Below are 25,190 nucleotides of genomic sequence, written 5' to 3' on the forward strand. Positions count from 1 at the left end.
CCTAGCTCAATTGGTAGAGCAACTGACTTGTAATCAGTAGGTTGGGGGTTCAAGTCCTCTGGCCGGCATGTTTCCTAAAAAGATCCATTAGCTCAGTCGGTAGAGGATTGCGGAGACTTGCAGGTCGAAGCATTCATCCTTGAATAGCAAGTTGTAGCAATCTGTGACAAATCACGCAGGGATTTGGAACACAATTAGGACTGATATCAAAGATTAGGAAATAAAATTTCGTTTTGGAGCCATTAGCTCAGTCGGTAGAGCATCTGACTTTTAATCAGAGGGTCGAAGGTTCGAGTCCTTCATGGCTCACCATTTAAATAATGCGGGTGTGGCGGAACTGGCAGACGCACTAGACTTAGGATCTAGCGCCGCAAGGCGTGGGGGTTCGACTCCCTTCACCCGCATCATTTTATTTGCGGAAGTAGTTCAGTGGTAGAACACCACCTTGCCAAGGTGGGGGTCGCGGGTTCGAATCCCGTCTTCCGCTCCAATTATTTGCCGGGGTGGCGGAACTGGCAGACGCACAGGACTTAAAATCCTGCGGTAGGTGACTACCGTACCGGTTCGATTCCGGTCCTCGGCACCACTTTAAAAAATAGCGCCCGTAGCTCAATTGGATAGAGCGTCTGACTACGGATCAGAAGGTTATGGGTTCGACTCCTTTCGGGCGCGCCATAAAAACGGGAAGTAGCTCAGCTTGGTAGAGCACTTGGTTTGGGACCAAGGGGTCGCAGGTTCGAATCCTGTCTTCCCGACCATTCATATTTTATGGGGCCTTAGCTCAGCTGGGAGAGCGCCTGCCTTGCACGCAGGAGGTCAGCGGTTCGATCCCGCTAGGCACTTACTTCAAATAGGCAGTTCTATTTTAGCTGCTTTGTTTATTTTTTCGGAGGAATACCCAAGTCCGGCTGAAGGGATCGGTCTTGAAAACCGACAGGCGGGTCAAACCGCGCAGGGGTTCGAATCCCCTTTCCTCCTCCATTTAATTTAATATTACTATCGCGGGGTGGAGCACGATCGAAAACGCTTCGAAGGAATTACTTCAGCGCACCGATTGAGCTGCTGCTTGAATAATCTTCCCGAAATCGGGGCGGTTATTTTAACTGTAAGATAATAGCATAATTAAAAATTTATAGTATTACTATCGCGGGGTGGAGCAGTTCGGTAGCTCGTCGGGCTCATAACCCGAAGGTCGCAGGTTCAAATCCTGTCCCCGCAATATGGTCCGGTAGTTCAGTTGGTTAGAATGCCTGCCTGTCACGCAGGAGGTCGCGGGTTCGAGTCCCGTCCGGACCGCCATATTTTTTCCAGTAGGGACCTACTGTTAATATATAGTTTATTGTGTGGCTCAGTAGCTCAGTCGGTAGAGCAAAGGACTGAAAATCCTTGTGTCGGCGGTTCGATTCCGTCCTGAGCCACCATTTTTTTTATCCTTTTTTAACCTTCATTCAATATGGAGGGGTAGCGAAGTGGCTAAACGCGGCGGACTGTAAATCCGCTCCTTCGGGTTCGGCAGTTCGAATCTGCCCCCCTCCACCATTTTCATTCTAAATATGGCGGTTGTGGCGAAGTGGTTAACGCATCGGATTGTGGTTCCGACATTCGTGGGTTCGATTCCCATCAGCCGCCCCATTTGTGTAATTTATGTAGAATTGGTTAGATCATGTAGTTTTTTCAATGATGTAATTGATGATGAAATTTCAATGGGCTATAGCCAAGCGGTAAGGCATCGCACTTTGACTGCGACATGCGTTGGTTCGAATCCAGCTAGCCCAGCCATTATTTTTTAAGGCGGCATAGCCAAGTGGTAAGGCAGAGGTCTGCAAAACCTTTATCACCGGTTCAAATCCGGTTGCTGCCTCCAATTTTAATATGCGGGTGTAGTTTAGTGGTAAAACCACAGCCTTCCAAGCTGTTGTCGAGGGTTCGATTCCCTTCACCCGCTCCATTATTTATAATATAATGGGCCTATAGCTCAGCTGGTTAGAGCGCACGCCTGATAAGCGTGAGGTCGATGGTTCGAGTCCATTTAGGCCCACCATAAATGATTTATTATTCCGCAGTAGCTCAGTGGTAGAGCTATCGGCTGTTAACCGATCGGTCGTAGGTTCGAGTCCTACCTGCGGAGCCATTTTTATAATTGGGGAAGTACTCAAGAGGCTGAAGAGGCGCCCCTGCTAAGGGTGTAGGTCGGGTAACCGGCGCGAGGGTTCAAATCCCTCCTTCTCCGCCATACATATATCATGCGCCTTTAGCTCAGCTGGATAGAGCATACGCCTTCTAAGCGTACGGTCAGAGGTTCGAATCCTCTAAGGCGCGTAAAAAAGTAATTCAAATAATAAGTAAAAGGATAGCTGACCATAGTGCATTAGTATGGTTAGCTATCCTTTTTTGCTGCCTGTTAATTTGGTACAATATTTCAAAATAGATCATTGAGGTGTTAGCAATCAATGTGCGGCCGATTCACTCTTACAGCAACATTCACTGAAATTATTCATTGATTTGAGATCGATGCTGCAATCGAAGAAGAATTATATAACCCAAACTACAATGTGGCCCCGTCACAATCTGTTTTATAATTCTCATGGACTGATAACCAGGCATTACACAAACTCCACATATAATGGCAGTAATAACACCATCAGAAATAACTTATCCTATCCTAACTAACTGTTTTTCATCAAAAGCGTACACTGCAAACCAGCTTTGTTTACACATTTTCTCTAAATCATTGAAAGTTAATTTTAGAGAATTCCAACCTAATGATTCATATATTTTCAACAATCCCTAAAAATTATCAGGGGGCTGAATCGTATAAACAATCTTATCCATATACATCCCTCCGTGTTTCTTTTTTTTCACACAACTACTTTTTATAAGGAAATATATTTATTACTCCCAGAAAGTCTTTTAATATTATTCCAGGCTTCAATCGCCTCGTCAGGACTTTTCCGGCTTAGGCTGGAGGATGAAAAAGGAGAATTCTGGAATAGGAATACAGTTCGGGATACATGGATAAGTGAGAATGAGCGAATTATCTATTTGGAAAGCCATTACTTTGCAGACCCTAAAAAACTATACTTGCGCTTTGATTCGATCCGAGCCCCTGAACAGGATAAAAAGATTAAAATCAAATACACATCAGAAAATTAGGGGTTGAAAAGGGACAAGGTGAAAAGTCACCATGTCCCTTTTCACATATCTAGGCCATAAAAAGAAGGATGATTTGAAATATAGTAGAAATAGTAAGTAACCCCTTTATTAAAAAAAGCAGGAGTATACGATGAAAAACTAAAAAAATGGGCTGGAAAGGCAATAGAAAAACAAGTAGCAAACCCTGGAATTGTACAAACGTACTTATTCTGTACTTAAAGGAGGATCTAACGATTGCATTATAAAGAATACGGAGATAAAAAAGCCGCATTAATGCTTTTTTTGCATGGCGGAGGAGTGACCGGCTGGATGTGGGATAAGCAGGTTCAATTCTTCATGCATTATCATTGCATTGTCCCAGATTTGCCTGAGCAAGGGAAGAGCGATGATGGAACGTACTTTTCGATAAAAAACTCTGCTGAAAAACTAATTGAATTAGTTCAAGAAAAAGCAGATGGAAAGCAAGTGATTGTAATTGGATTTTCATTAGGCGCTCAGGTAACCATTCAAATGTTAAGCATGAAACCAGAATTAATCGATTATGCAATGATCAATAGTGCGCTAGTAAGGCCTATGCTTTGGGTGAAAAAGTGGATCAGCCCCTCTATTAAACTTACATTTCCCCTTATCAAAAATCAGTCATTTTCAAGAATTCAGGCAAGAACACTTTATATTGGGAAGGATAATTTTGAAATCTATTATAAAGAAACCTGTCAAATGAAATCTGATACTTTGATTCGAATACTAGAGGAAAATATGTCATTTGAGATACCCGATCATTTCCATGAAGCAAGGGCGCAGATATTGGTTACTGTAGGTGAAAAAGAGAAAGCCGTAATGAAGAAGTCAGCAATCGATATTGTGCAGAGGAATCCAAATTGTATAGGCATGATTATCCCAAATATAGGACATGGACTGTCTCTCGCAAATCCGGCCTTTTTCAATCAAATCATTAAAGACTGGATTGCTGAAGGGAGGATTCCAAAGGAAGGAAAGCTTATTAATCGGAGTCATTAAAAAGGACCATCTTACCCGATCCCTTAAATAGGTCGGCGATGGTCCCAAAAGTATTGTATCGAATGAAAAAAAGCTTCATCATAATTCCCATGGTCTTCAATAGACCAACATGTGGCTAAAACGGAATGGGCAAATCCCCATGAATAAATTCTATGAGTATCGAGATCTAATTCCTCTGCTAAAAGGGCTATACGCTTGTCAATCAAAGCTGACAAATTTTCTGCAGGCAGCCGATTCAATAAAAATTGAATGACATCATATTCTCTATCACCAATTAATCCTTTAGGGTCAATGGCTGCCCATGAATCGCTGCCAGCATTCAATATATTGTAATGATGAAGATCGCCATGAAGCAAGTATGGCTTTTCTATTGATCTATTCAATGCTGTAAATGTTTTAGCTGCTTCCTGAAGCGTCTCTTTTGTAATGGGACCAATTCCTTCAGGGTTTTCTATCAATATGTTTAATAAAGCTTTTTCCCTATCTTCACTAGTAGGAATTTGCAGAGTATCCGATGCTGGAACCCACAATGCTTTCATGACTCTTGAAGCAATACGTGTCGCTGCTTCATCATCTTCTATGGATGCTAACATTTTTCCTGGAGTTAGTCGTTCAAGAATGAGAATTCCTTTTTTGAGATCCACATCAATGATCCCCACCATTCCACGACCGTTAAATTGCTGTATCGTGTAAACCTCTGCATTGAATTCCTCACCAGGAATGACAAGCTTAACAACGACTTCTTTCCCATCCTTTTGCACAGCAGGCGCAACGAAATTATAAGACAAAGGGAATGGAGGCATGATCTGGATGTCCCAGCGCTCCTCACATTCCTCAATGAGCTTATTAAAACGCTTCAGCCATTGTTCACCGTTCTCTTTGTGGACAGACTTGATTGTTTGTACAAATTTGTTCGGTAATTGCCTCATTTAATGTCTCCTTTTTCAGAGATTCTAAATATGAAAAGCCCATGCAACAATGGGTCCAAATATGGACCCAAGAACAGCACATAATGTCATAGAAACAGAGCTGATGGACGCTGTCAGTTCGCCATATTCAAATGCCTTCGAGGTGCCGAGCGCATGTGATGCACTTCCAAAGGCAATCCCTCTGCCAATAGAGCTATTAATGCGGCTCCATTTTAAAAATAATGGCCCTAGAATAACACCAGAAAAACCGGCAATCATGACAAATACCATTGTCATAGAAGGCTCAACACCCAAATCTGTAGCAATCTGAATGGCTACAGGTGTAGTAATTGACTTTGGAATTATGGATAGAATTAAGTCACGATTTATTCCAAAAACCTTTGCAATTAAGACTCCGCTGATCATACCGGAAAACAATCCAATTAGAACACCAACGATAATTGGATAGATGTAGCTTATTAATATGTGGCGGTTTTTATAAAGTGGATAGGCCAATGCAACAACTGCTGGTCCTAATAAAGAATTAATCCACTTACCGCCAATCATATACTCATCATACGAAATATTAGTAAGTAATAGAAGCAGAATGATGAGCGTTGTTGCAGTAAGGACGGGAATTAAAATCGGATAGGGAAGCCTTGCATAGATTTTCGCCATTGCTAAGTAAACAACAACAGTTCCAAGAATTATAATGATTGCGATAAGTGACTGCTGCATTTTTTATTATCCTTTCGTTTTAGTGTCTTCTTTTCTAAAAATTGGCTGGCTGTTCCTGACACCAGCATGGTCACAATAGTGCTAACAATGCCGATCAAACATAAGATCGCTCCGCTGATAGAGAATAGTGACGGGTAATTCATAATTCCGATCATGGCAGGAATAAATAATAATGGCAGATAGGCTAATAAAAAGTTTGCTCCATTCTCTATGATCTTCAATGGAATAATTTTAAGTGATAAACAAATAAGTAATAGAATTAGACCAATAATACTTCCTGGAATAGGGATAGGGAAAATATGATGAAAAACATTTCCAATCCATGTGAAAGCATATAAGATTGCAATTTGGTAGATAATTTGTAGTCCCTTCATAATACTGCTGTTCTTTAAATAAAGAACAGCTGCCTCCTTTTTCATGTGAAATCGTGATGATGATAATTAAGACCTTTACTTTACAAACATATACTTGTAAGATACAAGTATATGTTTGTATTATACAAGTAAATGCCGATTTGTCAATCATCAATTAAATTGTATAAAATATAAGCGGAGGGGAATCCATTGCAAAAAGAAAACCAAAAAGCAGTTGAACGTATAGAATATGAACTTACTACATTAATCCGACGAGCTGTTTATTTAGATATTTCCGATAAAAAAATTGGGCATTTAGAGAGATCTGTCTATTTATTATTAAGGCATCTAGATGAATTTGGTCCATCTCGATTAAAAGCTTTGGCTGAAACCTTTAATTTAGATATATCAACTCTTTCTAGACAAGCATCTGCTATTGAAGCAAAAGGATATATTTCGCGTTTTTCAGATCCAACGGATGGAAGGGTGAGTTTATTTAGACTTACGGATATAGGCAGGGAAAAATTAATAATAGACAAAAAAATGAGAATTGAGCGCTATCATGCAATGTTAGACAACTGGTCAAATAAAGAGAAAGAGATATTTGGTGAACTTCTTGAGCGTATGAATGAAGCATTGATTGATTAGATTCATTAGAAAGCTGCCAATTACGGCAGCTTGTTTATAGAGCTTCTTATTATGAAGCCATCTCCTTTTTTATTGGATTATCAATAAATTTAAAATATGGGAAAAAGATACCTATTAAAGAGACACAACAAATGAGTGATCCTATTAATAGATATAATGGCCTTATCCCCCATAGCTCACTTAATACGCTGCCTGCGGCTACCCCTAAAGGCATTGCACCACGAATAATAAAAAGCCTTACAGAAATGACCTTCCCCATTAAATGGTTTGGTATTATTTGCTGAAAGATGGATATATTATGTACTCCGAAAATTGCCATGGCAATACCGGCAATAGCCTCTGTCATATATGCAACATACATACTATGATTAATGGCAAGGAATAGATAAGTAAATCCGCCTATAACCAGTGATCCTAGCATGATCACTCGCCGGCTTTTGTATTTGATTTTCCCGATTAACATAGATCCGATTACATAACCAAGAGGGAAGCTTGCCATAAAATAACCATATTCTGCATAGGTACCTGATAACTCAGTAGTTATGTAGGGAAGATTGATGACCATGGCAGCGCCCACTCCAAATTGAATAAAAGCAAGAAAGATTCCTAGCCAAACTATGATAGGCTGCTTGAAAAAGTAGGATATTCCTTCAGTAAATTGCTGTAACCAAGTTTTTCGCTCATTTTGAGAGGTCTTTTCCTCTTTTATAAATAGTAATAGTGTACCGCTTGCCAGAAGGAACCCACTTACAAAGAAAAGAGTTAGTTTTACACCAAAGTATTCCACCACTACTCCTCCAGCAATTGGAGCCATAAAAGTCATCAGTCTTACGGTTCCATCTAAATAGGCATTAGCTGTATTTAGCTGTTCTTTTGCCACAATGAAAGGGATGATTGCCTGATTCGCTGGTGTGTATACGGGCGTAATCAAGCCTACGAAGATTTGGACTGCGAAAATATGCCAGGGTTCGAGAGTTCCTGTTAGTAAGGAAACAAGCGGAATGAGAAAAATTCCCCCCCTAGCCCATTGAGAAAAGACCATAATCCATTTTCGACTCCAGCGATCGATAAAGGGACCAATGAATAATTGGAGAATAAGGGACGGGAGAAAATATAATAGCCACATACTCCCAAGTGCCATTGTGGAACCAGTAAGCTGATAAATAAGAATTGAATTGCAAAAGGTCCCAAAAGCACCGCCAAATTCAGAGATTGCATTTCCAATCCATACAAATACAAACGATCGATTTTTAAAAATACTGTTCCTCATATATCTCCCACCTATAGCCTTATCATTGATTTAAATACAGATCTAACTCTTTTGCTAATCCTTCGAGTGCGTTTCTTTTAAGTGAATATTTGGATTGGAACGTTTCTACTAGTTTAGCTGCTCTAAGAATCTTAAGGTGATGGTGGATCGTAGATTTTCCAATATTCAATTGTGAAGTAAGCTCCTGTAAGGTACGGTCATGCTCATTAAGCATTTTGATAATTCGCATTCGAACCTCATCTCCTAATGCCTTATGTTTAAGAACAAAAAAGTGATTAGGTGTGTATTTATCATTGGGAGAGATACTTTCATTGGCTATGGGATAATAGAAAACCTTTGCTCCTTCTATATCTGCTTCGATATTCCATGGGCGGTATATATATTGTGGAATTAAAATGACTGTATGTATGCTTGGTTCTGGTATATAAGTAACCCCGCCAGTTGCCCATTCTACGAATTCTTCAGATTCCATTTTTTCTGCCATTAATTTCTTCGCTTCATAATCCGTTTGTAAAATAGCCAAAAGCTTTTCAGGCCAATTATTTATAACTGTTCCGTACCAGCCTGTCATGACATAGATAAGATGTTCTTTCAGGAGATTTCCATCTACTTGACAAATAAATGCTATATAGTGAGGCAAATAAGGATGTTCGTTCGTTAAGCGCTGCATTTCTTTCATTGCAGTTTGCACACCGATTGCTGCACTGTGCCTGATTTCTTGATAGTGGGTGCCTATAAATGGCAAACAAATAAACTTTAAATCTATATTCGGGAGATCTTCTATATACGTTGTAAATTCGGATAGCTGGATGAATGGCTTTTTATGCAGCAGTTGGAGTAGCGCTTTCCACGTATTATTCTTCTCGACAAAGTCTAAATGCTGCAATAACTCTTTTGGTGCAGAATTTCTAATATCAGTCCAATACGCGGGAGGTTTATCTAACGTTTTAATAAGCGGTGTATTGGTAATGGCTGCGATCCCTAATGCACATTCCCACAAAAGGGAGTATTCTAGCTGAATTTGGTAAGTTTCTCTCTTTCTGCCTGTAAGATTTAAAATATCCAAATATAGCACCTCATTTATTTTATTTCTCTATATTCTATAATTATAGAATAATATATTCAATATTTATAAAATAAATATTATGCATTTGAAATCATGTGAAAAGAAAAATGTTTAATTTGATAGAAATAGGGAATACATCTAGTAGAGAAATAGATAGAATGATTCATTAAGAAAGCTTAAAACATAATAGACGAGGAGGACTTATTATGAAACAAGCTTCACTTGTAAAATCATTAACGGTAGTAGGTATAGGGGTAGGAGCATCAGCGGCAGCCATATGGTTATCGTCTAAACCAAACCGAATCCTTGCTAAAGATGTGCTAAGGGATTGGAAACGAAAGGTAAAGCCGACTCCTTTTGATAAAAGTGAAAATCTCCCAATTGAAAAAGGGGGACACCCACATCCGTGGGATATCGAGGATAATAATATGGTAAGTGAAGGAGCTCAATATTCTGTTCAATTTTTTAATGAAAAAGTTCAGTAATCTTTTCATCAAATCAAATAATAACTTGAGGTGAGTGTAATGAAGAGAGAGATGAAAGAGACTCTGAAACCAATGAACGGCACGATGGTACAGAATTTCAAGGAAATGAAGGAAAATGGAAAAGTAATGGAGAGTATGGATACGAATAAAGAGTTAAAAGAGAAGGGAAAACAGCCAGATCCGAAGCAAGATACGGAATCTAAATAATAAGAGAATATGAACTATTGAAGGCTTGGGGGTGTCTCCAGGCTTTTTTATCTTCGAATAATACAAATATGTCAACTAGTTATACGGGAGTAAACCTCTATATTATAAAAAATAATTAAAGGAGAAGAAATCAATTTGAAGACAATCATTAAAAAAGTGTAGAGAAAAAATACTCTTTCTCTACACTCTGTGAACTCGGAGTCCGAGTTCTTTTAAATTAAAAATCAAAGTTATCTGGATCTGGCCCTACACGAAGATTTTGATTTAATCCATCAACGATTTCCATTTCTTCTTTCGTCAATTCAAAGTCAAATACATTCGCATTTTCAACAATACGATGCTCTTTTGTTGATTTTGGAATGGTAACAACCCCGTTTTGCAAGTCCCAACGCAAAATAATTTGGGCGACAGATTTATTATGATTGTTCGCAATTTCCTGTAAAACTTCGTTATCTAGTAACTGACCTTGCATTAATGGTGACCATGCTTCTAGCTGAATGCCGTTGTCTTCACAAAATGCTTTCAGCTCTTTTTGAGTTAATCGTGGATGGCATTCTACTTGATTGATCATCGGCTTGATTTCAGCATCCTTCATTAAGTCTTCTAAATAATGAATTTGAAAATTACTTACACCAATTGCTTTTACTCGGCCTTCTTTATAAAGAGTTTCTAACGCTCTCCAAGCATCCTTATATTTTCCTGCAACCGGCCAATGAATCAAATATAAATCTAAATACTCTAAGCCAAGTTTCTTTAAGCTTGCTTCATAAGCAGCAATTGTTGATTCATATCCTAAATCCGCGTTCCAAACCTTTGAAGTAACAAATAGCTCTTCTCTTGATATGCTTGCATCTTTTAAACCTTCTTGGATCCCTTTGCCAACACCTTTTTCATTCTCATAAATCGCTGCTGTATCCACACTGCGATATCCATGTTTAATCGCTATTTTTACCGCGTTCACTAATTCAGGACCCTCTTCGACTTTAAAAACTCCAATTCCAAACCAAGGCATTTTCACACCATTATGCAAAGTTGTTGTATCTTGTAAATTTTTAACCATCATCTTTAAACCCTCCAAAATTTTATTATATTTTACTTACTTGATCTTTTCGTTCTAATGCTCTGCTAAATCCAGTTAAGACTGCAGCCGTTAAAACCATAAGTGCTCCAATCCAAGATGTCTGGATGAGCCCTATCGAGTCTGTAATGAGACCGCCTAAATAGGAGCCAATCGCAATCCCGGCATTAAATGCAGCAATATTTATAGCTGATGCTACATCAACCGCACTAGGGACAAAGCGCTCAGCCAGCATGACAACATATACTTGTAAGCCCGGGACATTCATAAATGCTAACAGACCCATCAATAGAATCGTTATTAAACCAGCAATTTTAAATGGTGCTGTATACATCAGAATAAATAAGACAACTGCCTGTACAATAAACATATAGAACAATGCACCAATTGGATTTTGATTCGATAACTTCCCTCCAATCATATTCCCAATCGCAATCGCAATTCCATAAACTAATAAAATGACAGCCACGGTTCCTTCTTTAAACCCCGTGATGTCTTGAAGCAATGGGGATAAGAATGTAAATACGACAAATGTTCCGCCATATCCTAATGCTGTAATGATGAATAAAAGCAATAGCCGGCCATTTTTCACAAGCTTAAGCTGATCACGAAAGGTAGTTTTTACTCCTTTTCGTAAATTAGATGGAACAAGAATGCTATTTGCAATAAAGGCAATGACACCAATGATAACAATGGTTATAAAAGCTGTTCTCCAGCCTAGCTGTTGACCAATAAAGGTTCCAAATGGTACACCAGTTACCGTAGCTACTGTAAGACCTGTAAACATAATTGATATCGCACTAGCTCTGCGATTTTCCGGAACTAAATCGGCAGCTATTGTCGATCCTATTGACATGAAGACCCCATGTGAAAATGCTGAAATCACACGTGCCACTAGCAAGAGCCCAATTGTTGTAGAGATTGCGGCAAGAGTATTACCAATAATAAAGACAATCATAATCCAAAGTAATAATGACTTGCGTGACATTCTCGATGTCAAAGATGTCAAAATAGGAGCTCCAAACGTTACCCCTAAAGCATATAAAGAGACAGTTAATCCTGCCGTGGTAACCGGAATACTTAAATCATTTGCAATAAGCGGAAGCAACCCGACACTGATGAATTCAGTCGTTCCGATTGCAAAGGCACTAACTGCTAAAGCAAGCAACGCGAACGTGCTTTGCTTTTTACTTAAAGCCATATTATTTCCTCCTTTTTTCTGTTATACAAATGGAAACTTTCTTTTCGGCGAATAATATATTTTGAAAGAAAGTATAGAATGAATCGGCCAGCAAATGTTATTATGAGATATATAGGACATAAAGAAAAGTACGTACTTTAAAGTTATATAGAAACCAAAAAGTAATATAGGTACTTTTTGGTGCCTGTAAGGAGGAGGACAAGAATGCAAAAAAAGAAATACAATATTTCTGTTGAAGCGACATTAGAAGTCATTGGTGGAAAGTGGAAGTGTGTGATTCTCTGCCATCTAACTCACGGAAAAAAACGAACTAGCGAATTAAAGCGGCTCATGCCAACTATCACACAAAAAATGCTCACCCAACAGCTGCGCGAGCTAGAAGAAGATGGTATCATCAATCGAATCGTGTACAATCAAGTTCCACCAAAAGTAGAATACGAACTCAGTGAATATGGACGAAGCTTAGAAGGGATCCTTAATCTACTATGTGCATGGGGTGAAACACATTTAACGAGAGTATATGGAGATAAATTTTCGGTTTTAGAAGATAGTGTGTTGAATGAACAGCTTAAATGAAAGGATTAGGAGTTTGAGTTTTCCGGTTATGATTTAGTTTTATTCGCAACTCTTTTCATCTATTTTTCATTTGGAGGAAATGATAGGTCTGATTTGTCACCTACTTTCTTCCGATTCACTCAGAACGGATCCAAATTACCGGACAATAAATGTAAGACAGATAAAACAGCCGATTCCTTAAAGGTAAAATCGGCTGTTTTAATTTCTATTTTCCTTAGCAATTGCCCAAACAATGTCAACAAACTCATAAAAAGGATTTTATGCTAGAAATAAAGAATAAGTTACTATCGCTTAATTTAGGGAGGTAAAGAATGCTGACAGCGAAACAGTTAACAGATATTAAGGAACTACAGTATGTTTGTGAGAAGGGTGAACCCTTCGAATTGAAATTGAATTGGGATATGCTCCAATCACGTGAGGAAAATGAAGGAAATGACTTTTTTCATTATGAAGATGGAAAGTTAGTTGGTTTTCTAGGTTTGTACGGGTTTGGAAATAAAGTGGAAGCTTGTGGGATGGTTGCACCAGATTATCGGAGAAAAGGCATATTTACTAAGCTTTATCGCAAGGCAGAAAATGTGTTGAAGGAACGGGGAACTTCGCATATTCTCTTGAATGCTCCATCCAATTCTGAATCTGGAAAAGGCTTTCTGCAATCCATTCCATGTTCTTATGCATTTTCAGAGCATCAGATGAAATGGGAAGAAACGGAACTCTCTTATAAAGAGGATGTGGTATTAAGGTTATCAAGTCCCGATGATTTTGAAACAGAAGTCCAATTAGATGTCCAGTGCTTCAACTTTGAAGAAGAGGATGCACGAGAATATAATGAAAGAATCAAGCGGGAAAATACGGATCAATTTTATATCATTGAAGCGAATGGGATTTCTTCTGGCAAAATGCGGATCTCTCATCTAAATGGAGAAGCTTGGATTTACGGATTTGCTATTTTCCCTGAATATCAAGGCAAAGGCATTGGACGAAAAGCGTTAACAAACGTCATTTTAAATGAAGATAAGAATGGATTTTCGATTTTTCTAGAAGTAGAAGCAAAGAATGCGCACGCATTAAAATTATATGAGTCTTGTGGATTTAAAGCCTATCATGCACAGGATTATTATAAAAAGGAATAAATATGGTTTTATCATTTATAAAAGTACTCCTTTATGGGAAAAGAAAGTCACCTTACCCTCTATTTTTAGGGATAGGGTGACTTTCCCCTTTATTTTAAACAAATACTATATCTCCGCTCTAAATGTTTTTCCCAGCTGATGACTAAGGCTAAAATAATGACGGAAATTATATATAATTGGACTCCACTTGTTTGGATCAATATGATTTTCTCCAATAATAATATCTTTATGAGCATGTATGTGTATTGCCTTTGTCTCCACAATGGCAAAATCAGGGGTATGCTCGGGAATCCGAATGTTATTCACTGCTGCTTCAATTTGTAAAGGACATTCCATAATTCGAGAAGGTTTCACAGTCTTAGATTCAATTGGTGATAATCCACTAATGGCATACTTATCTTTCCCATACTCAAACCCTACTTTTTTCTTAAATTCGGGAACGGGATTCTTTCCGGTGTAGTGTGCTAATGATTCAACATTTCTCCATAATGAAGGACTTGGAATGTTGATTACACATTCAGGATGTCGTTCTAAATTTTCGATGGCTTTTCCTCCAAGACCAATGCCCAAAATGATGCAATCCCCTAATGCCCACGATGATGATATAGGGCTAATATTTACGGAATCATCCTCATTTAGTGTATTTAATAAGATTACGGGAGTTCCATAGTATAGAATGCTAGGCTGAATTCTTTCTATGTTTAGTGCTTGATAGGCAGTTTCCATTTTTATTCTCCTCCTACTTATATGTTCTTATTTATTGTAAAATAGTAATATTCTAATCTCCATCGAAATATGGAATACAATGAGAAGGAGGGGGTTATGTGAATGCAAATCCCAATGTAGCGATTATTGCTAGTCTTGTTAGTGAACCTTCACGTGCAGCAATATTAACTGTCCTAATGGATGGCAGATATCATCCGGTAAGTGAATTAGCATATATGGCTGGAATTAAACCACAAACAGCAAGCTTTCATTTAACAAAAATGGTCAGCGCAAATATAGTGGCAGTAGAGAAGCATGGAAGACATCGCTATTATGGCATTCAAGATCAAGATGTTGCTCAGGTTATGGAATCCTTGCTATTAATTGCACCGCCAATTGAAATTAAATCATTCAAACAAGCTTCTGAAGATAAGGCCATACGCTTAGCGAGGACTTGTTATGACCATCTTGCAGGGGGACTTGGCGTGCAATTGACAGATGCTCTTATTCAAGAAGGCATTCTTTATGAGGGACCGAAAGAATTCACAGTTACAGAAAAGGGAAAGGAGTTCCTTGCTGATTTTCAAATTGATCTCAAAAAGGTTGGGACAAAGAGGCGTTCATTTTCACACAAATGCCTGGATTGGAGTGAAAGGCGGCACCACCTTGCTGGAGCACTTGGAAATGCCCTTTTAGAAAGGTTATTAGAATTAAACTGGGTAGAACGTTTACCAAAAACAAGAGCAATTAAAGTTACATCTAAAGGTGAAAAAGGATTGAAGGAAACCTTTTCTATAGAAGTTAGTATATAGCAGAATTTTTCTGAGTAAGCATAAAATATAGTCTGCTCTGAAATATGAAGAATATATGAAATCTATACCTTTCACTGCAAAGTTCACGAAACGCTCACGACAAATTAACCAACTCTTAACACTCCTTTTAGACAATTTACTTGTGATTTCAATCATAGTAAATGCCAAATGAACAGCAGTCGAAAGGAGAATGAATATGAAAGTTAAAAATCCGATGTTCTTACCAATAATGGCCATCATTGTTACGATGATAGCCGGCTTTACGTATCTTTATATTTATGTAAAGGATAAGCCAGCAAAGACGGAATTGGCGAGTTCTGAACCAAAAGTAGAAGAAAAGACTCATCCATATGCTCCGCCAAGTATGGAAGAGGTGCCAGAAGGGGAAGAAGGCGAATTAATTAAGCTAGGACAAAAATATCATAATGAAACAAGCAGTGTTTTAGACGGGTATGTCGGCAATACATTAAGTTGTGCCAGCTGCCATGCGAATGGAGGAGTTGGTGATTCTCTGGATTTAGTTGGAATCTCAAAAACATATCCACAATATAATCCTCGTGCCGGACGAGAAGTAAGTATAGAGGATCGAATTAACGGATGCTTTATAAGAAGTATGAATGGAAAGCCCCTTCCTAAAGAGGGAGAAGAAATGAAGGCAATGGTTGCATATTATAATTATATTTCAACAAATGTTCCAGAAGGTACGACTGATCGTCCGTGGGCTAAGCTTAAAAAGGCAGAAGGCGATTTATCAAAAGTGAATGTAGATGAAGGAAGAGAACTTTATCAGCAAGCATGTATCACTTGTCATGGGGAAGATGGTGCTGGCGGAGCAACAGGACTTGCACTTTGGGGAGATAACTCATACAATATTGGTGCCGGGATGGCTAGAGTTCGAACAGCTGCTGGCTACATTCAAAAGTATATGCCAAAGGCGCCCGTAGGTGATTATGAGGCAGGTTCTCTTACAGAAGAACAAGCGATGAATATCGCAGCATACATCAATTCAATGGAGCGTCCAGACTTTCCAAACAAAATTCATGACTGGCCGAATGGAGATGCACCAGATGATGCAGCCTATGAAACTTTAGCGGGCAAGAAGAAATCTGATAAATAGAAGTTTAATATAAAGCTAGTTTTACTGTATAAGAGAAATGTGGTGATTGTTATGGAAGATGGGAAGCTGAGAGGAAAGACGATTCTTCTTATTGATGAGAGCGAAGAAAACCGGGTTGAGCTTAATTGGTATTTATCCAAAAATGGCTTTGAGATTATAGAGGCCGAGAATGGAGAAGAAGCCAAAATGAAATTTTTAAAGTATGACCCCTGTTTCGTCCTGCTTGAAACAGAACTTCCTGATATGAATGGGTTAGACTTTTGTACTTGGGTTCGCAACCAGAATTCTAACAATGTTCCTATTATCATACAATCATCGAAAGGTGCTGACCAAGACAAAATACAAGGGCTGAAGATGGGTGCAGATGACTATATTGTGAAACCGCTAAACTCTGAAGAGCTATTGATAAGAATAGAGACTGTCTTGAGAAGAACCGTTAACCGCTGCAGCAAGCTAAGCTTTAAAGGACTGACAATCAAGCCGATAAAGGGGATCGTAAAATTTCATGATTATGAAATTCAATTAACCCATTTTGAGTATCGGCTTTTGTATCTTTTTATGACACATCCAGATCAGATATTATCAAGGGAACAAATTATTAATGAATTATATAAGAAAAATGAAAAGGTTATAAACGAAAGGACAGTGGACGTCCATATTAAAAATCTCAGGGAGAAAATCGCTGGATTTTCGGACTATCCTTATATTGTGTCTATACGTGGCTTAGGTTATAAATTTAATATCGATTTTTAAGAAATGGGAGAACGGAGATGTTATATATGTAACATCTTCGTTTTTTTTAGTCTTATAAATGTCAGCATAAACCAATAGTTCAATCGGTAATACTATTAATATAAGTTAGATGCAAAATCATAAATGGACAACAGGCAAGGAGGGCTGGAATGATTGGATTAATCCTTTCTGTTATAGCAATCAATACGATCGTTTTTTTTGTAAAGAAGAATCTGACTATGAATCAAATGGTCCACATCTGGTTCTTCACGATTTCATTCCAATTAACTTTTGATATTTTTATCGATTTAAAATATCATGGCTATTGGTATATAACGAAAGGAATTGATTGGGAAGCCTTTCCTGCCTACACAATATTAGTCCCTCCTGTTAATATCCTATTTTTAAACTGGTTTCCTTTTAAACGTTCCTTTATGAAAAAATGCTTATACTTGGCTATATGGGTAGGAGTCATATTACTTTATGAAAGTATTGTCCAGCTTCCGCCTCCGTGGGGCTATTTTGAATATGGCTGGTGGAGGTTGGAGTATTCTGCAGTGTTTGACCCGATATTACTACTTATATTAATAGGTTATTATAAATGGATACAAGTGATTGAAAAGAAATAGTGATGGAAATTGGAGCCAATTTGTCTTCGTTTTTTATGCGTCCTAAATGAATTCTCATTCAAAAGTAGTAGAAGTTTATCATCATAATTGAGTAACCGTATTCCATCTCGCTTCCGATGCTTCGCGAACGCTTTCTTTCTAAAATAAAGTTAAGAACAATATAGAAAGCGAGAGATTCTAATGGATAAAAAACCGGTTGTAATGATTACGGGCGCATCAAAAGGTCTTGGAAGAGCATTAGTATTAGCATTGGCTAAAGAAGGGGTACGGCTAGCTATTTGTGCAAGAGGAGAAATGATGCTCCGCAAAATAGAGAAAGAGGTACTGGCACTTGGAGCAGAAGTGATTGCCGTTGAAGCAGATGTCTCTGACATAAGGGATGTAAACCGCTTCGTATCTATAGTAGAAGAGGGCTTTGGACGTGTCGATGTATTAATTAATAATGCTTCTATATTTGGACCCGGACCAGCGCTATTATCTGATTACCCGGAACATGATTTTGCTGAAGTGCTTCGGGTCAATACAGTGAATCCTTTCCTCGTTACAAAGCGAGTATTGCCAGGTATGTTGATTCGAAACAAAGGGAGAATTTTCAATTTGACCTCTGAAGCTGGCAGAACAGGATTTGCAGAATGGGGTGCATATGGCATCTCTAAATTTGCAGTAGAAGGTTTAACACAAACTTGGGCGGATGAGCTACAAGACACAGGAGTCACTGTCAGCATGGTGGACCCAGGGGAAATGGATACAGAAATGCATAAAGTTGCTGTCCCAGAATGCGATTATGAACTAGAGGATCCTAATGAAGTGGCCAAGATATTTGTTACCCTTGCATTAGATGACTCGATTGAATTAAATGGAAAACGGTTTGAGGCACAATCTTTTTTACAAGGAAAGAGGGATGAACAATGATGAGTACCGCACGTTCATTCCAAGTGCCTGAATATTTAAATGCACGTATGCCAGCAGAATATCGAGGGATCCAGAGGGATCATGTCCGTTTGATGACTTTAGATACAGTGACAGGAGATTGTTCCCATAATTTTTTTAACAAATTGGATTCGTATCTAGTAGAGGGAGATTTACTAGTCTTAAATAATAGTCGAACCATTCCGGCAGTATTAAAAGGAAAAAGAGGAAAGCAAACGATTGAAATTCGCTTATCCAGAAAATTATCGGATAGAGAATGGGAAGCCCTTATCGTTGGCGGAGTTATCACTGTTGGAGAAAAGATTGATTTACCTGGAGGACTAACAGCAACTATTACTGGGCTAGGAACAGAGGCACCTTTAATCGTCCTTTCCTTTTCAAAGAGCGGATTAGATTTATTAGAAATCTTCTATCAATACGGGGAGCCGCTCCATTACGAATATATTGAAACTCCTTGGCCAATAGAAATGTATCAAACCGTCTATGCTTCTGTTCCGGGATCTGTAGAAATGCCATCGGCCGGAAGAGCATTTACTTGGAGATTGTTAAATATGCTGAAGGGAAAAGGTGTAAACATTGCCTATATACAGCTGCATGCTGGCTTAAGTTATTACGGCAATGATCGCTGGCCAAACCCTAATAAACATCTTGAGGAATTTTGTGTTCCAGTAAAAACAGCAGAATTGATTAATAAAACAAGGAAAAATAATGGGCGAGTAATTGCGGTTGGAACGACTGTTGTAAGGGCACTTGAAACAGCGGTCAATACAGATGGAAATGTGGAGCCACAGGAAGGGATTACAAGTTTGTATATTCAAAAAGGGTACCCTTTGAAGGCTGTTGATGGTTTAATTACAGGCTTTCACGAGCCAGAAGCAAGCCATTTAGATTTGCTTTCTGCTTTTATTGATAAAGGTTTATTAATGAAGGCATACAAAAAGGCATTAGCTGATGGGTATCTATGGCATGAATTTGGAGATATGAATTTAATCCTGCCGATGGATGAGAGAAAATGAAGTGGCATCATGCTGGAATTCTAGTAAGTAATTTAAATGATTCCATCCAGTTCTATAAACGAATGTTTGGTTTTTCCTTTGAGAAATATTTAACGTTTCAGGATGAAAAAATTGTTTTTCTTCGGAATGGGAATGTCCAAATTGAACTAATTGAGTCAGAGGAAAATCCAGTACGATTACATTCTATTCATATAGCGTGGCAAGTGGAGGATATAGAGGGTTGGAATAGAAAGCTGAAAAGAGAAGGACTTTATCCATCGGAAGGACCTTATAGCATAAGAAATGGGTGGGTCACTGTATTTTATGAGGGACCCGATCGTGAGATAATCGAATTGATTCAAGTAACTAAAATTAAAAACCTTACCTGAGTGAACTGCACCCCAATTGTTTGGAGGTGCAGTTTTTATTAAATCGGTATAAATACCCATGCGATTCTTATTCTACTATAAATAAGTTGTTTAAAGTTATATGTCTTTTTAATAAATATTGGAAAAATACATTTTATTTTACAATTCGTATTTTGGGGGCTGACCCTCACTAAGTCTCGGGACTTAGTTGAAAATAAAGCGCAAGCTCGTTATGAGAATTCAAAAATAAAGGTAAGATGAAATCAAGATAAAGGAAGGAGAAAACAAAATGAAAAAATTTGGTTTGTTATTAATCGGCGGAATTTCAGCGATGATATTACTTTCTACGATTGGTCCTATGATTGGGTTCCTAGTAAGTATTGCGCTTCTATATTTCATCTTTAAACAATTTTTGAAGACAGATTCAACAGGAGGGAAAATTGGGTTAGGGGTGGTCGGTTTCTTTATTCTGATGGCTTCTATTCATAATGCACCTGCGATCATAGGAGTTGTGGCAGCATACGTCCTGTACCTAGTTTATAAAAAATGGAATGAAAACAAACAGGTGGTTGTTAAAGAAACAGACCCATTTGTTAATTTTGAAAAGCAATGGAATGACATCAACAAATAATTGAATGAAGGAGAGAGTGAGTCATGACGAATTTACTTACAAAAATTAAAAATACAATAAAAGCTGATTTAAACGAAGTGCTGGAAAGAAAAGAAAATCAAAATCCGATTACGTTGCTTAATCAATTTCTTCATGAATGTGAACAAGAAACAGAAAAGGTAAAAAAGCTTGTCGATCGTCAATATCAGCTCAAGGATGAGTTTGAAAGAGAGCTAGTAGAAGCAGCAGAGCTTGCCGAAAAAAGGAAGCATCAGTCAGAGATTGCTTCAAAAGCAGGGGAAACAGAGCTCTATCAATTTGCCTCAGCAGAGTATCAGCATTATTCAGACCGTGCCGAACGCCTAAGAGTTTCTCTGAATCACATCTTAAGACAGCTTGAAGAATTAGAAGGAAAATATGAAGAAATGAAGCGTAAGCTTAAAGACATGTATATTCGCAGGATGGAGTTAATGGGACGTGAAAATATCACACGAGCCAATCACCAAATTAACAAAGTATTGGATTCAACTTCTAACTCCGATAAGCCATATTCTCGATTTCAAGCAATAGAAGGCTATCTTGATCGTTTAGAGGATCAAGTAAACAGAGCTTTTCACAGCAGCTCCATTGATGCGAAGATAGCGCAATTGGAAAATGAGATGAAAATGAGTGAAGGTAAACTTCATTCTTAATCTAATGGTCTAAGAAAGGAAATGGAATTTACTATGATAAGAGTCAAAGGAACTTGATTCCTTTGACTTTTTTTATAAAATAGGGTGGGTTATTTAATAATTACTCTTGTTTTTTCGAAAAAGAGATGGTATTGTAACAAAGGGTAAATCGTAATTATTACGATTTGTATCATAGGGAAATTGTGAAGCTATTTAAAATTTTTAAATGTGGGGGTGAAAAAGGACGGTTATCTGTTGGTTTGTTGTATTAAAGGAGATTCAATAGATTAATTTTTTTATTATATAAATCGTAATCATTTTGATTAAGGAGAATGAATTTAATGAGAAAAATACCTGTAACAGTATTGAGTGGTTACTTAGGTTCGGGTAAAACAACTTTACTCAACCACATTTTGCAAAATAAAGAAGAAAAGAAAGTTGCTGTTATTGTTAACGATATGAGTGAAATTAACATCGATGCTTCTTTAGTCAAACAAGGCGGATTTTCAAGAACAGAGGAGAAGCTTGTAGAAATGCAAAATGGCTGTATTTGCTGCACCCTTAGGGAGGACTTGATTAAAGAGGTAGAAAAGCTAGCATCATTAGGTGACATTGATTACATCGTGATCGAATCAACAGGTATTAGTGAACCAGTTCCTGTGGCGCAAACCTTCACATATGTGGATGAGAATTTAGGAATTGATTTATCATCATTATGCAGACTGGATACGATGGCCACTGTTGTGGATGCCAATCGTTTCTGGAATGACTTCTCTTCTGGTGAAAGCTTGTTAGATCGCAAGGAAGCGACAGATGAAGCAGATACGAGAGAGGTTGTTGATTTACTGATAGACCAAATTGAATTTGCTAACGTGATTTTGTTAAATAAAATCGACTTGGTAGAACATGAGGATATTCGTGAATTAAAAGCGGTTCTGCAGAAGCTAAATCCTGAAGCACGTATAATCGAAACGGATCATGCTCAGCTTCCGCTCAATTGTGTTTTGGATACGAAATTATTTGATTTTGATAAAGCAAGCCAAAGTGCAGGCTGGATCAAGGAACTGAATAATGAACATATCCCAGAGACAGAGGAGTATGGCATTTCCTCGTTTGTATTTAGACGGAGACTGCCATTCCATCCAGAGCGGCTGATGAAATGGCTAGAGGATTGGCCAGTTGATGTTGTTCGTGCAAAAGGCTTTATATGGATAGCCACACGAAATAATATAGCAGCACTTCTCTCGCAAGCTGGCCCTTCCATTATCCTGCAAGGTGTTGGTGAGTGGATAGCAGCCTATCCAGAAGAGGAAAGGAAACAAGTATTAATCGAAGAACCTGAACTGCTGGAGAAGTGGGATGACGTATATGGAGATCGCCTAACTGAGCTTGTTTTAATAGGGATTGATATGGACCGGGATGAAATTGAAGAATCCTTAAAGAAATGTCTGCTAACAGAGGAAGAGCTCTTAGCGGATTGGTCAACATTCAAAGACCCGCTACCACCGTTTGTAATAGAAGAAACAGAATAAATAGGAGGAAAGAACAATGAGAGTGAAAATTACATTAGCTTGTACTGAAACAGGAGATAGAAACTATATTACGACAAAAAATAAGCGGACAAATCCTGACCGTATTGAGTTGAAAAAATATTGTCCGCGTTTAAAGAGACATACTTTACACCGCGAAACAAAATAGCAAAAAAGGTATAAGCACTTCATTCGTTAAGTGCTTATACCTTTTCAAAAAGAAAGAGTATTGTTTATAAAATTTTAATATTAACAGGATACAGGTAGGGTTTTGCTGGTTCACTAATTTTCTTCCAATGGGTAATTTTAATAATAGGCAATTCATTTCCGCCATAAGTCGTTACGTCTAAAACACCAGTTGCTTCTATCCACGTGTCTTCCTCAACGGAGGCAGCTTCAGAGAACTCAGAAAGAAAGCCAATAATACTTGCATCTGCAACACAGTGGGTAATTAAAAACCTCGATAACACAAGCTGATTTTGTTCAAAGCCCTCTTCTTTGTATACAAAGCCTGTTAAAGTAATGTTTCTTCCTTTATACCGGTTGACATCAAAGCTGATTTCTTCGTAGTAAGGAGAAAATACATAGTCATTCATCTCAATGTTAGTGCTTTGTTCAAGCTTTTGGATTAGCTTGTCATACTCATCTTGGGAGACTTCTTCAGGAAAATCAAGGTTTGATTGGTCGATAGAATGTTCAAGTGGTTCAGAAGGATCAGCTTGTTCAGCTGGATCGGAATTTGTCCCCTCATTTTTCTGAGCAGATTGTTTTTGATTTGACAGGATAGCCATACCCCCTTTTTTATCTACAATTGATGCATCAAGCACTTTGGGTGGCAAGAGGAATCCAGTAATCAGCGGGAATATTAAAATCCCATATGAGAGGAGTTTTTTTATACTAAAAGTGGAATCTCCGTGATCATGGGTACAGGCATGATCAGCATGATGACAATGATGACCTTGCTCTTTAACTGTCCAAATTCGCGTTAATTGAATGAAAAACAAAATCAAAAATAGAATAGAGGCAGATTGACTTAATGATTCGTACTTTGGATTAATATATTTAGTTAAGTCCCCAGTATAATGCATCTTGAAAAGCATGGCAGAAAAAGCAAACAATATGAGTGCTCTTGCAGCCTGCTGAAAATTGAATTTCACTTTTTCTCCTCCTTATATATAGCTGCTCAGTAGTAAAAGGACAATAAATATAATTGATGCGACCAACGCTAACACACTTATAACAAACTTAAATCGAAAGACATTAAGCATCATGATTGTATTTTTAAAATCAATCATTGGACCAAAAATTAAGAAGCCTAGAATAGAAGATGTTGGGAATAAACTGCTGAATGAAGCACCGATAAATGCATCCGCCTCGGAACAAAGAGATAATACATATGCTAAGCCCATCATTACTATTAATGAGGCTACTGTTCCATCCCCAGCCTCTAGCAGCGCTTTAGCTGGCATATATGTTTGCACAAAGGCAGCTAAAATAGCCCCGATGACTAAGTATTTTCCCATATCAAAGAATTCATCTATCGAATGGGTTAGCATAGACCAAAATCGATTTAAAAAAGGCCCTTTTTTTGTATGTGAATGTGAATGGATCGTTTGCTTCTGGGGTGCAGTTTTAAATTGATTCCCTTTAAAAAGAAGGCTGATTACGATGGATATGATAATGGCAATGACAAAACCTAAGCCCATTCTTAATCCTGCAATTTTAAAGTTGTTTCCAAAGGCCATGTATGTAGAGGCGATAACGATTGGGTTGATAAGAGGTCCTGTTAGCATAAAGCCCATCGCAGCGTGGATAGGCACCCCTTTGGAGATAAGTCTTCGAACAATAGGAACAATCCCGCATTCACATGCAGGGAACAGGGCTCCTATAATACAGCTCATAAGCACAGCCAGTAATTTATTTTTGGGAATGCATTTCTTGATATGTTCTTCTGTTACGAAAATTTGGATAATTCCTGCGATAAGGACACCGACGAGTACAAAAGGAAGTGCTTCTATTAAAATACTCAAAAATATCGTATTCATGTTTAAAAAAGAAGCTGGTACTTCAAATAGATTTTTTATATTAGAGCCAAATGAAAAAAAGAATAAAGCCAATCCGATAATTAAAATCCCCGTTATATCTATGATATTAGCATGGAAAAGGCGTTTCATGAATTCCTCCTACAAAAGATAAGTGTATTTTAACAAGCAGCCTATTGTGACTAATCAGGGCTTGTCAAACAAAAAAATAAAAAGT

At 38.0% G+C, this 25,190-nt stretch carries 27 protein-coding genes, 20 tRNA genes and 1 pseudogene; 37 read left to right on the forward strand and 11 right to left on the reverse strand.

The window, feature by feature from the left end:
* Positions 1-236: 236 nt before the first annotated feature.
* From AN957_RS01640 to AN957_RS01735, 20 genes are all read left to right on the forward strand, one after another.
* Positions 237-312: transfer RNA gene (locus tag AN957_RS01640), tRNA-Lys, on the forward strand.
* 10 nt (positions 313-322) lie between these two features.
* Positions 323-404, forward strand: a tRNA-Leu gene (locus tag AN957_RS01645).
* Between the two features lie 11 nt (positions 405-415).
* Positions 416-490: transfer RNA gene (locus AN957_RS01650), tRNA-Gly, on the forward strand.
* A gap of 7 nt (positions 491-497) precedes the next feature.
* Positions 498-586 (forward strand) — tRNA-Leu (locus AN957_RS01655).
* Positions 587-598: 12 nt separating this feature from the next.
* Positions 599-675 (forward strand) — tRNA-Arg (locus tag AN957_RS01660).
* Positions 676-681: 6 nt separating this feature from the next.
* Positions 682-758, forward strand: a tRNA-Pro gene (locus AN957_RS01665).
* Between the two features lie 12 nt (positions 759-770).
* Positions 771-843, forward strand: a tRNA-Ala gene (locus tag AN957_RS01670).
* Between the two features lie 45 nt (positions 844-888).
* Positions 889-981, forward strand: a tRNA-Ser gene (locus AN957_RS01675).
* A 164-nt stretch (positions 982-1,145) separates the two neighbouring features.
* Positions 1,146-1,219 (forward strand) — tRNA-Met (locus AN957_RS01680).
* 3 nt (positions 1,220-1,222) lie between these two features.
* Positions 1,223-1,299 (forward strand) — tRNA-Asp (locus AN957_RS01685).
* A 46-nt stretch (positions 1,300-1,345) separates the two neighbouring features.
* Positions 1,346-1,421, forward strand: a tRNA-Phe gene (locus AN957_RS01690).
* A 34-nt stretch (positions 1,422-1,455) separates the two neighbouring features.
* Positions 1,456-1,539 (forward strand) — tRNA-Tyr (locus AN957_RS01695).
* Positions 1,540-1,556: 17 nt separating this feature from the next.
* A tRNA-His gene (locus tag AN957_RS01700) sits at positions 1,557-1,632 on the forward strand.
* A gap of 72 nt (positions 1,633-1,704) precedes the next feature.
* Positions 1,705-1,779: transfer RNA gene (locus AN957_RS01705), tRNA-Gln, on the forward strand.
* Between the two features lie 11 nt (positions 1,780-1,790).
* Positions 1,791-1,864, forward strand: a tRNA-Cys gene (locus tag AN957_RS01710).
* 10 nt (positions 1,865-1,874) lie between these two features.
* Positions 1,875-1,948, forward strand: a tRNA-Gly gene (locus AN957_RS01715).
* A 16-nt stretch (positions 1,949-1,964) separates the two neighbouring features.
* Positions 1,965-2,041: transfer RNA gene (locus AN957_RS01720), tRNA-Ile, on the forward strand.
* A 15-nt stretch (positions 2,042-2,056) separates the two neighbouring features.
* Positions 2,057-2,131 (forward strand) — tRNA-Asn (locus tag AN957_RS01725).
* A gap of 11 nt (positions 2,132-2,142) precedes the next feature.
* Positions 2,143-2,233: transfer RNA gene (locus AN957_RS01730), tRNA-Ser, on the forward strand.
* A 12-nt stretch (positions 2,234-2,245) separates the two neighbouring features.
* Positions 2,246-2,319 (forward strand) — tRNA-Arg (locus tag AN957_RS01735).
* Between the two features lie 210 nt (positions 2,320-2,529).
* On the opposite strand, the pseudogene AN957_RS28325 reads toward AN957_RS01735, so the two are convergent.
* Positions 2,530-2,784: pseudogene (locus AN957_RS28325) on the reverse strand (GNAT family N-acetyltransferase); the annotation flags it as partial.
* A 642-nt stretch (positions 2,785-3,426) separates the two neighbouring features.
* Here AN957_RS28325 and AN957_RS01740 point away from each other — a divergent pair.
* Complete coding sequence (locus AN957_RS01740; protein ID WP_053478225.1) at positions 3,427-4,170, forward strand: alpha/beta fold hydrolase; 744 nt, start codon at positions 3,427-3,429, stop codon at positions 4,168-4,170.
* A 23-nt stretch (positions 4,171-4,193) separates the two neighbouring features.
* Here AN957_RS01740 and AN957_RS01745 read toward each other — a convergent pair whose 3' ends face one another.
* From AN957_RS01745 to AN957_RS01755, 3 genes are read right to left on the reverse strand one after another with little or no spacing between them, the layout of a single operon-like run.
* Positions 4,194-5,099, reverse strand: coding sequence for an aminoglycoside phosphotransferase family protein (locus tag AN957_RS01745; protein ID WP_053478218.1), 906 nt, complete (start codon positions 5,097-5,099; stop codon positions 4,194-4,196).
* A gap of 24 nt (positions 5,100-5,123) precedes the next feature.
* Entirely contained in the window at positions 5,124-5,816 is a 693-nt protein-coding gene (locus AN957_RS01750; protein WP_053478217.1) for an LrgB family protein, read from the reverse strand.
* On the reverse strand, positions 5,786-6,190 hold the full coding sequence (locus tag AN957_RS01755) for a CidA/LrgA family protein (protein WP_053478216.1): 405 nt from the start codon (positions 6,188-6,190) through the stop codon (positions 5,786-5,788). The genes AN957_RS01750 and AN957_RS01755 overlap by 31 nt, the downstream gene beginning before the upstream one ends.
* A gap of 189 nt (positions 6,191-6,379) precedes the next feature.
* Here AN957_RS01755 and AN957_RS01760 point away from each other — a divergent pair, with 189 nt between their 5' ends.
* Positions 6,380-6,817 (forward strand): MarR family winged helix-turn-helix transcriptional regulator, encoded by a 438-nt coding sequence (locus AN957_RS01760; RefSeq protein ID WP_053478215.1) that lies wholly within the window; start codon positions 6,380-6,382, stop codon positions 6,815-6,817.
* Between the two features lie 49 nt (positions 6,818-6,866).
* Here AN957_RS01760 and AN957_RS01765 read toward each other — a convergent pair whose 3' ends face one another.
* Both AN957_RS01765 and AN957_RS01770 read right to left on the reverse strand, forming a co-directional pair.
* Positions 6,867-8,087 (reverse strand): MFS transporter, encoded by a 1,221-nt coding sequence (locus tag AN957_RS01765; protein ID WP_056681970.1) that lies wholly within the window; start codon positions 8,085-8,087, stop codon positions 6,867-6,869.
* 22 nt (positions 8,088-8,109) lie between these two features.
* Positions 8,110-9,153, reverse strand: coding sequence for an ArsR/SmtB family transcription factor (locus AN957_RS01770; protein ID WP_053478213.1), 1,044 nt, complete (start codon positions 9,151-9,153; stop codon positions 8,110-8,112).
* Positions 9,154-9,359: 206 nt separating this feature from the next.
* Between AN957_RS01770 and AN957_RS01775 the strand changes: the two genes are divergently transcribed.
* Together AN957_RS01775 and AN957_RS27490 are read left to right on the forward strand one after the other, a co-directional pair.
* Entirely contained in the window at positions 9,360-9,638 is a 279-nt protein-coding gene (locus tag AN957_RS01775; RefSeq protein WP_053478212.1) for a hypothetical protein, read from the forward strand.
* A gap of 39 nt (positions 9,639-9,677) precedes the next feature.
* Positions 9,678-9,845, forward strand: coding sequence for a hypothetical protein (locus tag AN957_RS27490; protein WP_156319161.1), 168 nt, complete (start codon positions 9,678-9,680; stop codon positions 9,843-9,845).
* A 217-nt stretch (positions 9,846-10,062) separates the two neighbouring features.
* Here the strand turns inward: AN957_RS27490 and AN957_RS01780 are convergent, their stop codons facing one another.
* The gene (locus AN957_RS01780) at positions 10,063-10,905 is read right to left on the reverse strand and encodes an aldo/keto reductase (protein WP_053478224.1); all 843 of its coding nucleotides are present in this window, start codon (positions 10,903-10,905) and stop codon (positions 10,063-10,065) included.
* 25 nt (positions 10,906-10,930) lie between these two features.
* Positions 10,931-12,124, reverse strand: coding sequence for an MFS transporter (locus AN957_RS01785; protein WP_053478211.1), 1,194 nt, complete (start codon positions 12,122-12,124; stop codon positions 10,931-10,933).
* 204 nt (positions 12,125-12,328) lie between these two features.
* Here AN957_RS01785 and AN957_RS01790 point away from each other — a divergent pair, with 204 nt between their 5' ends.
* Together AN957_RS01790 and AN957_RS01795 are read left to right on the forward strand one after the other, a co-directional pair.
* Entirely contained in the window at positions 12,329-12,700 is a 372-nt protein-coding gene (locus tag AN957_RS01790; protein ID WP_056681973.1) for a winged helix-turn-helix transcriptional regulator, read from the forward strand.
* A 311-nt stretch (positions 12,701-13,011) separates the two neighbouring features.
* The gene (locus tag AN957_RS01795; protein WP_053478209.1) at positions 13,012-13,833 is read left to right on the forward strand and encodes a GNAT family N-acetyltransferase; all 822 of its coding nucleotides are present in this window, start codon (positions 13,012-13,014) and stop codon (positions 13,831-13,833) included.
* A gap of 105 nt (positions 13,834-13,938) precedes the next feature.
* On the opposite strand, the gene AN957_RS01800 is transcribed toward AN957_RS01795, so the two are convergent.
* On the reverse strand, positions 13,939-14,559 hold the full coding sequence (locus tag AN957_RS01800) for a flavin reductase family protein (RefSeq protein ID WP_053478208.1): 621 nt from the start codon (positions 14,557-14,559) through the stop codon (positions 13,939-13,941).
* 98 nt (positions 14,560-14,657) lie between these two features.
* Here AN957_RS01800 and AN957_RS01805 point away from each other — a divergent pair, with 98 nt between their 5' ends.
* The 11 genes from AN957_RS01805 (at position 14,658) to rpmG (ending at position 23,100) form a co-directional block, all read left to right on the forward strand.
* Positions 14,658-15,350, forward strand: a complete 693-nt coding sequence (locus AN957_RS01805) for an ArsR/SmtB family transcription factor (RefSeq protein WP_053478207.1) — start codon at positions 14,658-14,660, stop codon at positions 15,348-15,350.
* Positions 15,351-15,546: 196 nt separating this feature from the next.
* The gene (locus tag AN957_RS01810) at positions 15,547-16,467 is read left to right on the forward strand and encodes a c-type cytochrome (RefSeq protein WP_053478206.1); all 921 of its coding nucleotides are present in this window, start codon (positions 15,547-15,549) and stop codon (positions 16,465-16,467) included.
* Positions 16,468-16,518: 51 nt separating this feature from the next.
* Positions 16,519-17,220: a response regulator transcription factor gene (locus AN957_RS01815; RefSeq protein WP_053478223.1), complete on the forward strand. Its 702-nt coding sequence runs from the start codon at positions 16,519-16,521 to the stop codon at positions 17,218-17,220.
* A gap of 149 nt (positions 17,221-17,369) precedes the next feature.
* On the forward strand, positions 17,370-17,828 hold the full coding sequence (locus AN957_RS01820; protein ID WP_056681976.1) for a hypothetical protein: 459 nt from the start codon (positions 17,370-17,372) through the stop codon (positions 17,826-17,828).
* A gap of 180 nt (positions 17,829-18,008) precedes the next feature.
* Entirely contained in the window at positions 18,009-18,740 is a 732-nt protein-coding gene (locus tag AN957_RS01825) for an SDR family oxidoreductase (protein WP_053478204.1), read from the forward strand.
* Positions 18,740-19,774: an S-adenosylmethionine:tRNA ribosyltransferase-isomerase gene (locus tag AN957_RS01830; RefSeq protein WP_245637753.1), complete on the forward strand. Its 1,035-nt coding sequence runs from the start codon at positions 18,740-18,742 to the stop codon at positions 19,772-19,774. Before AN957_RS01825 ends, AN957_RS01830 begins: the two co-directional genes overlap by 1 nt.
* Positions 19,771-20,142 (forward strand): VOC family protein, encoded by a 372-nt coding sequence (locus AN957_RS01835; protein WP_056681979.1) that lies wholly within the window; start codon positions 19,771-19,773, stop codon positions 20,140-20,142. Before AN957_RS01830 ends, AN957_RS01835 begins: the two co-directional genes overlap by 4 nt.
* Positions 20,143-20,410: 268 nt before the next feature.
* Positions 20,411-20,752, forward strand: coding sequence for a lmo0954 family membrane protein (locus tag AN957_RS01840; protein WP_053478201.1), 342 nt, complete (start codon positions 20,411-20,413; stop codon positions 20,750-20,752).
* Positions 20,753-20,775: 23 nt separating this feature from the next.
* Positions 20,776-21,423, forward strand: coding sequence for a PspA/IM30 family protein (locus tag AN957_RS01845; protein WP_053478200.1), 648 nt, complete (start codon positions 20,776-20,778; stop codon positions 21,421-21,423).
* Between the two features lie 320 nt (positions 21,424-21,743).
* Positions 21,744-22,934, forward strand: a complete 1,191-nt coding sequence (locus AN957_RS01850) for a GTP-binding protein (protein ID WP_053478199.1) — start codon at positions 21,744-21,746, stop codon at positions 22,932-22,934.
* 16 nt (positions 22,935-22,950) lie between these two features.
* Complete coding sequence (gene rpmG / locus AN957_RS01855; RefSeq protein ID WP_053478198.1) at positions 22,951-23,100, forward strand: 50S ribosomal protein L33; 150 nt, start codon at positions 22,951-22,953, stop codon at positions 23,098-23,100.
* Positions 23,101-23,164: 64 nt separating this feature from the next.
* Here the strand turns inward: rpmG and AN957_RS01860 are convergent, their stop codons facing one another.
* Entirely contained in the window at positions 23,165-24,088 is a 924-nt protein-coding gene (locus AN957_RS01860; RefSeq protein WP_053478197.1) for a TIGR03943 family putative permease subunit, read from the reverse strand.
* A gap of 12 nt (positions 24,089-24,100) precedes the next feature.
* A complete protein-coding gene (locus AN957_RS01865) occupies positions 24,101-25,105 on the reverse strand; it encodes a permease (RefSeq protein ID WP_053478196.1) in 1,005 nt (334 codons plus the stop codon).
* Between the last annotated feature and the right edge of the window lie 85 nt (positions 25,106-25,190).

This window comes from Cytobacillus solani, assembly GCF_001420595.1.
Classification (GTDB): Bacteria; Bacillota; Bacilli; order Bacillales; family Cytobacillaceae; genus Cytobacillus; species Cytobacillus solani.